This window comes from Oceanobacillus luteolus (assembly GCF_023715655.1).
In the GTDB taxonomy this organism is placed as follows: domain Bacteria; phylum Bacillota; class Bacilli; order Bacillales; family Amphibacillaceae; genus Oceanobacillus; species Oceanobacillus luteolus.
Map to the genome: position 1 here is coordinate 1 of NZ_JAMBON010000177.1, position 269 is coordinate 269.

The 269-nt window shown below is 35.3% G+C and carries 1 protein-coding gene; it reads left to right on the forward strand.

What is annotated here, in order from left to right; all coding sequences use genetic code 11:
- Nucleotides 1-46: 46 nt before the first annotated feature.
- Nucleotides 47-269: transposase (locus M3210_RS20265; protein WP_285853914.1), on the forward strand; the 223-nt coding region annotated here is incomplete at its 3' end.

A 269-nucleotide genomic window follows, 5' to 3' on the forward strand; every position in this document is an offset into this window, starting at 1 on the left:
TTTTTTTATTGTTAGAATAAACATATAAGATTGGGAGGTTATTCTATTGACTAAGTCAAAGCGAGATCAGAAATCAGCTGAACTAGCGAAACAGATTCTAGAAAACTACCAACCAGAGACCGTAGAAGACATGCAGAACGCTCTTAAAGATATATTTGGACCGATGTTTGAAACGATGTTAAAGGGTGAAATGAACCATCATTTAGGCTACGAAACGAACGATAAAGATGAAAAAGAAACAGAAAACAGACGGAATGGTTACAGTAAGA